The sequence below is a fragment of the Desulfofundulus thermocisternus DSM 10259 genome, from assembly GCF_000686645.1.
Lineage (GTDB): Bacteria > Bacillota > Desulfotomaculia > Desulfotomaculales > Desulfovirgulaceae > Desulfofundulus > Desulfofundulus australicus.
On the sequence record NZ_KK365997.1, the window covers coordinates 8,630 to 17,637 of the forward strand.

Sequence of the window (9,008 nt, forward strand, 5' to 3'; positions counted from 1 at the left end):
GAAAATGTTCAGATTCCTCTATGGGCGATGGTAACCGCAGGTGAAAACCGCATGTCTACTGGCACGATTGTGCTTTCCAGAACCGTTTTTGCGTCAACCCTCCGGCTTTGTAAATAAAGTCTAGAGGAAATTATCCGTAGGGTCAGGTGTTTCGGTCAAGATGTCTTTTTCTAACTTTACTCCATCCCCCAGCTTATACGCAATTACAAAATCAGCCTTTTTGTCGACCACTCTCCCGAGTTCATGCTGCAGGCGAGAATACTGCCCCTCTGTAAGGTGTCCTTCGAATACTGATTTCTGAACGTGAACAAGATATTTGCGGCAGATCTTCAACACCTTTGGCAGGCGTTTCTTTCCCGCATTGTCTTCCGTGTTTATATCATAGACAAGAATAACATGCACATTCACCACCACACTTTCATCGGGGTGAACGTTTCTTCTCCAAGCAAGTGTTTAATCAGTTTGTACAGGTCAAGCCTGATTAAGCTTTTGTACTTTACTTTGCGGCGCAAAACCCGGTGCAGGATGGTACTTTCTACTTGTGCCTCAAATTCGCGAACGAAGATTTTCCGTCCTTCTTCCGATAAATAGGTCGCATTAAGGTCCTGGTTAAAGTGGTCGAGGGTAAGCTGTTTCTGGTTGATAAGGCGGAAGATTAGCTTGTCCACCAGTACCGGCTTAAAAACTTCCGCAATATCCAGAGCAAGAGAAAATCTTCTTTCCGATGGTTCGTGGAGGTAGCTAATGGTTGGGTTAAGGGCTGTTTTATAAATTTCTTTCAGCACCGTTGTATAAGTCATGGCATTGCCGAAAGAGATCAGAGCGTTCAGAGCATTCTGTGGCGGCTGCCTTGTCCGTTCACCGAACTCCCAACCGGTGATTTTTTCCCAGGCGGAATAATATTGCTTGCGGGCATGGGCCTCGGTGCTCATTACTTCTTCAATGCTTGACGCTTTTTTCAGGGCATGGCGATAATTGTCCAGTGCCATGCAAACTTCCTCAAGCCCCCGTTTTTCCAGGTTGCGCCTTATATTGTGGATAGATCCTTCAACAAAAGATCTGGCAAGAACAAGCCTCTTATCCGGGCAAAGGTAGTGCTCAACCTGCCTGACAAGAAGGAAACCTGAAAGCAGACTTGCACGGGGAATGAAACTCCCCGTATAGTAACCGAAGTGGTTGAAAACATGGGCAGTAATCCCTTTATGGGCCAGGAAATCCAGGAGCCGTGAGTTAAACTCGGTTTCGCCGAAAAAGTAAATCTGTTCTACATCCTCTACGGGGATTACCCTGCGGCCCGCTTCATTTTCCAGGCAGAGTGTATTGTGCTCCCTTTTTAAACGTCCCGATGAAAAAATGTAATAGGTCCTGCTCATTTTCCTCACTCTCAGAGTTTCAAATATAACAGAAATCGAAGTAGGCACAGCGCCTGCAGAACTTCCGGTTTATTTTACCGGGGGGGATATTTTTCTTAAGAATATTTTCAATGCCCCTCAATGCCTCGACAATCCGCAGCTCATCTTCCCTGTTGAAGGTAACCTCGACTTTACGCATTGCGGTAGGGTAGTGGATCGTTCCCGCAAAGCACCTGACACCCCTGGAATTTAAATAAAAGATATAGTATTTCATTTGCATGATATGGGCTTCTTCAAACTTCCGGCTCTTCTTGATTTCGTGCAAATATATTTGATCACCAAATTTAATAAAGTCGATTTGCACCCGGTCAAAGGAAAGATCCCGGTAATTTTCCCGCTGGAAGCGGGACTCGTGGATAAGTTTTCCCTTAACCACGTCCGGGTTTCCGGAGACGTTTTCCAGGTTGAGACCCCGGGCGAAAAGCCAGAGCTTGCGCCGGCAAATGTGGTAGTAAGCGACCATCGTGCCGGTAACGGCAAGCCGGGATGTGGTGAAGTCGTGCTCTTCACTCTTCTCCAATATCATCAGCCTCCAGTATCAGGCCCTGCTGGTTATCGTAGGAGGCAGGGACCACCCAAATGTCCTGGAGCCAGCGCCTAATTTTCTGGATTGTTTTGGCATTGAAATGGTCGATGTCAATTATATCGGTTAAGGTTTGCCTATCTGCATGCCGGGATAAAGAACGGAAGTCCACGGAAACCGTAAAATTGCTCAGGACCTGCTCATTGAAATCAAAGTAGCCCGGCCTGTCTTGTTGTTCAAGAAAAGACTTGAGCTTTTTATTGAATTCCTCAATTTTTTCCCGGGGAACAACTTCTACGGTATACACTTGACGGAAAAGGCGCTGGGCATCGTATTTCCGGTCGGAGCAGTAACCGCTGTCCAGGATATCGAGGGTGTCGTAATATTCCTTGAGGTAGGATCCTATATCTTTTCTGCCGTGCTTCCAGGCCAGGGTGAGGATGCTGTAAGTTAATGTCACAAGTTGCATTTTCGCCTGCTCGTTAAGATAAAATTGAGGGGCGCTGGCCAGAAGCTCATACAGAGCACTATAATCTTTATTGACAGTGTCTGTGTATTCTGTCAGGAGATTTTCAATTACATTTTCTGTTTCTGCTAATTCCAGATTCCCCGCAGCATAGCGGGCGAGGATGTATCCGGTCAGGGCCACAAGGTGCCTGTCGTAAACTCTACCGCAGCCTGAAGCTAATTCTTCAACTTCTGTCATAATATAAACGTTGGTGTATGATGGCTTTACTGTTCCGGATGGCTGCCTGGCTGCCCGGCGCCACACCCTGCCAAGGCGCTGGATGAGGCTGTCAATGGGGCAAAGTTCGGTATAAAGGATATCCGCGTCGATATCCAGGGAAGCTTCTACAATCTGGGTAGCGAGCACAAGGCACCCTTTTCCCCATTGCGGCGCCCTCCCATTAGGCATATAGTCCTCGACATCTTTCTCTTTTTTTCTTCTGTCCGTCCGGGTATAACGGGAATGAACCAGGAGAAGAGGGGGGCTTTCTTCAATACCATCCAGCAGATTACTGATCAGTCCATAGGCTTTCTGGGCGGCCTTAACAGTGTTGAAAACAGCCAGAACCTTTTTGCCGTTCCTGGCAAGAGACACCATTTCTTCTATCATGTTCTGGTAAGGTTCGGCATCAGGATAGCCCGGCTTGTCCTGTTTATCCTTCTTTGTGTAGACTTTGAACTGAAGATGATGGCGGACCTGGCCGGCAAGCATTTTCCCGTAAGGGGTGTTTAAAAAGTTAATAATGCGCTCCGGAGGAAGCCCCAAGCGCTGGGAGATTTCTTCTTGAACAAATGAGGGAAGGGTGGCGGTCATCAAAAGTACCCTGCCCTTAAGATTATGTATATCCTCTAAAAGCCTGGTTATAATTGCTGCTGCCTTTGGATCGTATGCCTGGACCTCATCCACCACCAGGCAGGAGTCCATAAGAACGGCATACAGGCGCTCGTAGCCCGGATATTTTAAAACGGCTGGAGCTATCTGATCCCCGGTGGCGATGATGTAAGGCTCTGCCAGGTGCCGGGCAAGGGCCAGGGAGCGCGTCAAATTCTCTCCTTCCAGGTTTGGATCTCTGCTTGCGTTCCAGAGTTCCATCGCCGCTTCACCGTGAAGAAGGGCAACGTAACCCTCGAAACCCTCTTTTGCTTTACCGAACGCCCGGCGGGTTCGCTGCCACATGGCGTTTACTGCCGCGCGCATGGGCAGGAGATAGATGTTTTTTCTTCCAGCACCCCAGAGATAGGCGAACTCTGTTTTCCCCACGCCGGTGGGGGCAATGAATACCAGCGATCCCTCACCAAGGTCGGGAGCGCTGGCAAAGAAATCCCTCTGCCAGAAAGACGGCTCCGGTTCCTTCCGGACGGCGGCTTTCTCCCGAAAATCCTCCTCCAGTGAACGGTGAAGTTCCGAAATTGAAGGATAGATACCGTGTTCGATGTCTTCCGGCGAGAGACCCGGTTCTTCCGTTTCAATTAAAGAGGCAAAATGGTCGCAGCGCATCAAATTTCCGGTGATGAAGATTCTTTCCCGGTCGTCTTGAATATTGCGCACTATGAGTTTCTGGGGCAAAAAGGAAAGGAGATAGGGGGGAAGGAGCAACCCCGCATTCCCCATGCTGTTATACTGGAAGTAGCTTGCCCACATTTCGTTGAAACTGATCAATTCCGGGTCGATACCGTATTCATGGGCAAGGTTCTGGAGTTCATGGCGCAGCTTGTTCACGAGAGTTTCCCACATTTCCCTTTTTTCCAGCATGCCCCGGGCCGTCTTCGAAACCTCATCGACCCTTGCACCGAGGAAGAGGTCGGGGTAGTAGTCCCGCCAGTGATGGAAGGCCACTGCACCCAGGACCGCCCCGGGGTTCCGGGCAGCGGAGAGCAGTTTCTCCCGGTTGAGGAGAAAAACGGAGAGCAGGTTGTGCGATATGGTCGTTCCTCCTGAGGATGATTCTTCTGCGTTATTTTTGAGCTTTTGCTGAAATACGGGATCAACCTTCCCCACGTCATGGAGGAAAGCAGCAAGTTTAAGGTCTTCCCACAATTCCCGCTCATGGTACTGCCGGTTTTTTTGTTCGAGAGCCCGTACTGCAGCCAGTACATCAGCAGTATGTTCTTCGAGGGCGACGCCGTTGCTCTTGGCCCAGAAGGGCATTTCCTGGTCACCTCCATGCGATGTGCGCAGGAAAAACCGGAAGCAAAAACTCCGGGTCGACCATTACCCTGGGCAGGCGACCGAATTGCACCAATGGAATTTGGCCCCGGCAGAGTTTGGTGCGCACATGGTTAAAGTTTCGAATTTCCCAGGACCTGCCTTTTTCATTCGGGACTTTGACTTTTTCGTAAAGGGCGCAAACAAGCTGGGGAGAACCCATGGTTTTATCAAAGAGCTCGGTGTATTCCTGCCTGTCCCCCCATTCCCCGAGCTTCCAGGTTTCTTCCGGATGGGGAAGCCAGAAATAGTAACCCCTGTCCGCGGTCCAGACTATGTCCGCCTTTTCAGAGGGGAGGAGTCTTACCCAATTTGTGCTTTCAGGCACTACCCAGTCTTCGGCTCTCCCCAGATGCAGGTGGTTAATCCACCTTTCCGGGTGAAAGAGGTTTTCCTGCAACCGGATCAGAATGTGGGAGTCCGGATGGGTCAGGTAGATGATGGTTTCCACATCATTTAAAACATCCAGTACAACCGGGCTCTGTCCTCCGGGGTGTTCAGCAAACTGGCTGAAGTACCGCGAATTGTTACTGTAAAAACGGCTGGAGTGGCTTTCAGATCCCAGGTTGCGCAGCCAGGTATATTCCCGCGTTAACGTCTGGTATTTCCCGGCGATATAAATACCGAAAGGCTGGTTTAGGAAACGGTTTATAGCTTCCCGGTCGCCCAGGACGTTACAGAGTAAGCCTATGACGGTGGAATAGGGGGGTATGGGGTAGCTATGCCTGACCTTGTATGTAAAAGGTACCCGGTAATGGGCTGTCGGAGCTTTAAAATATAGGCGCAGGTATTTCATCATTTCTTCTCCCCATGATTGTTTTCCAGACAGAAGGAAAGGATCTCCTGGACATTAATGCCTTCAGTAACCCTGGTGGTACTTTTTTCCAGTAGCTTATCCCAGGGGAAAAAGCTGCTGATATACGTGCGCAGAACATAGTCGTTTTCCATAATAACCTTGCTTAACTCGTCTGTATCGACACTACCGTTTTTGAGGTTAACGAAGTTGTTGAAAACCGGAACGGGTACGGTAAGGCAACCAATTATGATAAACCGGGGCACGATGCCGTAACACTCGCCGCTGGATTGGAGCATGATCCCGTTTTTTAACACGCAAAGCAAATTTGCAAGTCTTTTCTTACGCTCTTCGTCGGCCACGATAAATACCGCTTTTCCTGTCTGACCGGAAATGCCAACAAAGCCCACGGTTTGTTCCTCTTTGCTGTATTTTCTCCATTCAAACTTTTCCCCGAGAGATGCTATCTTGTTTTGTGCCCATCCTGCATGTTCACTTACTTCCTCTTCCGTTGCGGAATCGGTATTCTTCTCCAGCCAATCACAAAGTGCTCCGGGTGGTTTTTTAGACTTCTTATCAGGGATAAAAAGATACTCGTCATAGCCAAACCGGCAAAGGTCAAGGGTAAAGGAGACCCGGTAGTAGGAATGATGTTCTTCCTTTGAGTAAGGATTGGGCTCGGCCTTTTCCCCGGTCTGCCGTAGCCGGGCTACCAGGTCGTGGTTGGCTCCAAAGGACATGTCGGCCTGCCATGGCTCAACGGAAACAGCCTTGGTAATCCCGAGGGGTGCCTTCCTGGTGGGACGCCCGTCGGCACTGGTATTCATATAGCCAAAGAGATCTAATTCGGGGTAGGTGAGTATATTGGCTCTGGGAAAATCGAATTGGATGACTTTGTTATTACCATCTCCGGCCAGTAATACCGGCGCAGGTTCCCAGTTGTACTGGTACTGTAGTGTGGTAAAAAGATGATGGCGTATATTTGGCCTGCTGAAATAGGAAAAAACTCCATGCTCCCGGGCAAGTTTTTTAATGGAGAGTACGCTTCCACCTATCTTTTCGTCCCGGTTAAGGGCAGAGCTTTCAAATAATATCGTGGCCGTAATGCCTTTGCATGCCATTTATATCTCGCCTCCTCCAGTATTGCTCTGAACACCGGCAATGTAGCTGAACATGAAGTTTTTAAAAAGATTCGCGTTTTGCAATTGGAAAACTTTAGTCAGAACCGGTGGAAAAGGCCTGCTTTCTGCAATATAAGATCTGAGAAGCAGGTAGTAAGCTTCGTCTTTTTTCCCCAGCCGCACAAGCTCCAGTAACCTGTAGATGAGACTGCTTCCTTCTTTTGCTAGCGACGCAGGTGCTTCCTGGCCGCACCTCAAGACCTCTTCCGTTTTGACCACGACAGGTTCCCTCCTTTCAAATAATTTCTTTATTTCTGTATACAGGCGGCAGAGGAGGATGATTTCCGAAAGCGAAAGTTCCGCTTCAGGATCCTTCACGTTTCCGGGAGCTGTCCCCAGGGCAACCCGCAGGGATTTATAAGAAATGTTGGGCAGGAGCTCAAATCGCTCTTCCAGGATATATTTGAGTACAGCCCGGTTCCTGATCCTGGCCAGCAAACTGCTTACTTTCGGGTTGAGCAGCAGGTTGCAAACAACCGGTGGCAGGACGAAGTGTTCTATTCCTTCCCCGGTGAAATAAAGGAACTCCAAACCCTGCAGCTCCCATGCGCCCATACTCCTGGACATCTGATTATTGAAGTGAAGGAAATGGTAAAAAAGCTCTTCCTGGTAGTTTTTAACTGTGCGGAACAGGTTTTTCTGGCTTTGGGCCAGAAACTTGTTGAAATGCCAGGTTAATAAAAAGTTGCTGGTATTGGCGAAGAGTACCTGCATTATGGTAAAGTGGGCGCACAGAAAGATGGAGCGGCACAAAGGGCACAACAGCAGGTTAGGCTTCAAGTCCCAGAATGAATTTGGGAATTCTCCGGTCGAGGAAGCAAGATCATCTGAGAGGACGGACATAAAGAAACGGTGATAAAGACGTTGTTCAAAAGTATCCCCGGATTGGCCAGTTAACTGTCCGCAAAAGCTACACTTTTCTCGTCCCGAATCTCTATTGCAAGAAAACCACTTATTTAAAAAAGTTTTTTTGTCCCGATGAACAGATGGTTGAAAAAGGTTTCCGTATTTCTTAAAGTTTCCCTGATAAGTCCCTACACGCAATGGCCTGCCCGTAATAACTTTACTGCATACTTTTTCGATAACTTCTTCCGGCGGCAGGTTATTCGGGAGTTCATCCTCTTTCCAGGCAATCATCTCCCTGTTCATCTCCACCCACCACCAGGCCAGCCGCTTGATGTCACTAACAGGTGGGTGCCGGTCTTCTTTAACGGGCACCCGGGGGGAGGGATCTTCCTCAGGCGTTGTAAAGAGGGCCGTCACTAACCCGGGTGTAAGCCGTATCGTGCCGTCCCTTTGCAGAACGTTGTTTTCTACGTATTCTTCCCCGAGGCCGTAAGCCAGGACTTTCAAAAAACCGTAGACGCAGGCATTGTAATACCAGGAAGCAGGGTAGAGAGTGACCGGTTCTACCATTCCCGCACCACCTCAACGTAACCAAATCCCTGACCCGCCCGCACGCCCAGGCCGTAATCATATAGGAACTGAAGAACCACCGGACTGCCCGTCAAATAGATATCACCACGGACGGTGGTCAGGGTACCGCCGTAATGGTAGCAGACCCCTTTTTTTAATACAGAATCGCAGGCCAGTCGAACCTTTTCTTTTGCAACCGGATATGTACCGTAATACCGCGACAGGAATTCAGATCTGGTTGCAAGATGGCAATTTACTGCCTCTTCCAGGGCAGCCATATTTCTTCCATCCAGATAGCCCTCTCTGGCCCGAAAGACGGCGTGTCCCGGGATGCGAAAATGGACATGGCATTTGCGAAGCTGGCGAAAGGGGAGCAGCTCCACTTTGTCGATTACCAGTCCAAGCACCGCTTCTTTGCCCTTCCAGGCAATGGCGGCATTACAAACCCCGGCCAAAAGGTCCGGTATTCCCGTAGAAAAAATATAAGTTACCGGAGGTCTGACAGTCATTGTCTTTGACGTGAAATCGATATTATGGATTTTGCCAAAACTGACGTGGAATACGTAAGGGCTGTAACCCGGCCGGGTTTCGTCAAAACGGCTGAAAAAGGGGGTGGACTGTAAGCGTCAAATACAACCCACCTTGGCATAATACCCAAGTTTAAGGGATAATCTTCCTCAGATAAAAGCTCGATGAGGAGGATTTTTTCTTATGACCAAAGCCGAACGGGAAGCGCTATGGGAAACCCGAATAGCCGAATACAAGATGAGTGGGCAAAGCGTCAGAGAATGGTGCGCCGCCCATGAAGGCATCAGCCCCAGGCAGTTATGGTACTGGCTGCGAAAGTTTAAAGACCGGAACGGAGTTACCCCAGGAAAATCAAATCGGTGGCTGCCGGTGGAAATAAGCAACCAGTCATTTATAGAAGAGGACCATACTTTACTGGTCAAAATAGGACCGGCCAACATCG

9 protein-coding genes are annotated in these 9,008 nt (G+C 49.1%); 1 reads left to right on the forward strand and 8 read right to left on the reverse strand.

The window, feature by feature from the left end; translation table 11 throughout:
- Positions 1-120 precede the first annotated feature (120 nt).
- Genes cas2 through BR83_RS0114565 form a run of 8 tightly spaced genes read right to left on the reverse strand, consistent with a single transcriptional unit; the run spans position 121 to position 8,493 of the window.
- Complete coding sequence (cas2, locus tag BR83_RS0114530; RefSeq protein WP_027357650.1) at positions 121-402, reverse strand: CRISPR-associated endonuclease Cas2; 282 nt, start codon at positions 400-402, stop codon at positions 121-123.
- A gap of 2 nt (positions 403-404) precedes the next feature.
- The gene (gene cas1b, locus BR83_RS0114535) at positions 405-1,373 is read right to left on the reverse strand and encodes a type I-B CRISPR-associated endonuclease Cas1b (protein ID WP_027357651.1); all 969 of its coding nucleotides are present in this window, start codon (positions 1,371-1,373) and stop codon (positions 405-407) included.
- A gap of 19 nt (positions 1,374-1,392) precedes the next feature.
- Complete coding sequence (gene cas4 / locus BR83_RS0114540; RefSeq protein ID WP_027357652.1) at positions 1,393-1,932, reverse strand: CRISPR-associated protein Cas4; 540 nt, start codon at positions 1,930-1,932, stop codon at positions 1,393-1,395.
- Positions 1,919-4,591, reverse strand: a complete 2,673-nt coding sequence (locus BR83_RS0114545) for a CRISPR-associated helicase/endonuclease Cas3 (protein ID WP_027357653.1) — start codon at positions 4,589-4,591, stop codon at positions 1,919-1,921. Before BR83_RS0114545 ends, cas4 begins: the two co-directional genes overlap by 14 nt.
- 7 nt (positions 4,592-4,598) lie before the next feature.
- A complete protein-coding gene (gene cas5b / locus BR83_RS16225) occupies positions 4,599-5,444 on the reverse strand; it encodes a type I-B CRISPR-associated protein Cas5b (protein WP_051618299.1) in 846 nt (281 codons plus the stop codon).
- Complete coding sequence (cas7i, locus tag BR83_RS16535) at positions 5,444-6,562, reverse strand: type I-B CRISPR-associated protein Cas7/Cst2/DevR (protein ID WP_051618302.1); 1,119 nt, start codon at positions 6,560-6,562, stop codon at positions 5,444-5,446. Before cas7i ends, cas5b begins: the two co-directional genes overlap by 1 nt.
- Complete coding sequence (locus tag BR83_RS0114560) at positions 6,563-8,038, reverse strand: hypothetical protein (RefSeq protein WP_027357654.1); 1,476 nt, start codon at positions 8,036-8,038, stop codon at positions 6,563-6,565.
- On the reverse strand, positions 8,032-8,493 hold the full coding sequence (locus tag BR83_RS0114565) for a CRISPR-associated endoribonuclease Cas6 (RefSeq protein ID WP_027357655.1): 462 nt from the start codon (positions 8,491-8,493) through the stop codon (positions 8,032-8,034). Before BR83_RS0114565 ends, BR83_RS0114560 begins: the two co-directional genes overlap by 7 nt.
- 256 nt (positions 8,494-8,749) lie before the next feature.
- On the opposite strand from BR83_RS0114565, the gene tnpA reads away from it, so the two are divergent.
- Positions 8,750-9,008, forward strand: a 259-nt coding sequence (tnpA, locus tag BR83_RS0114575; RefSeq protein ID WP_027357656.1) for an IS66 family insertion sequence element accessory protein TnpA, incomplete at its 3' end; no start/stop codon positions are given.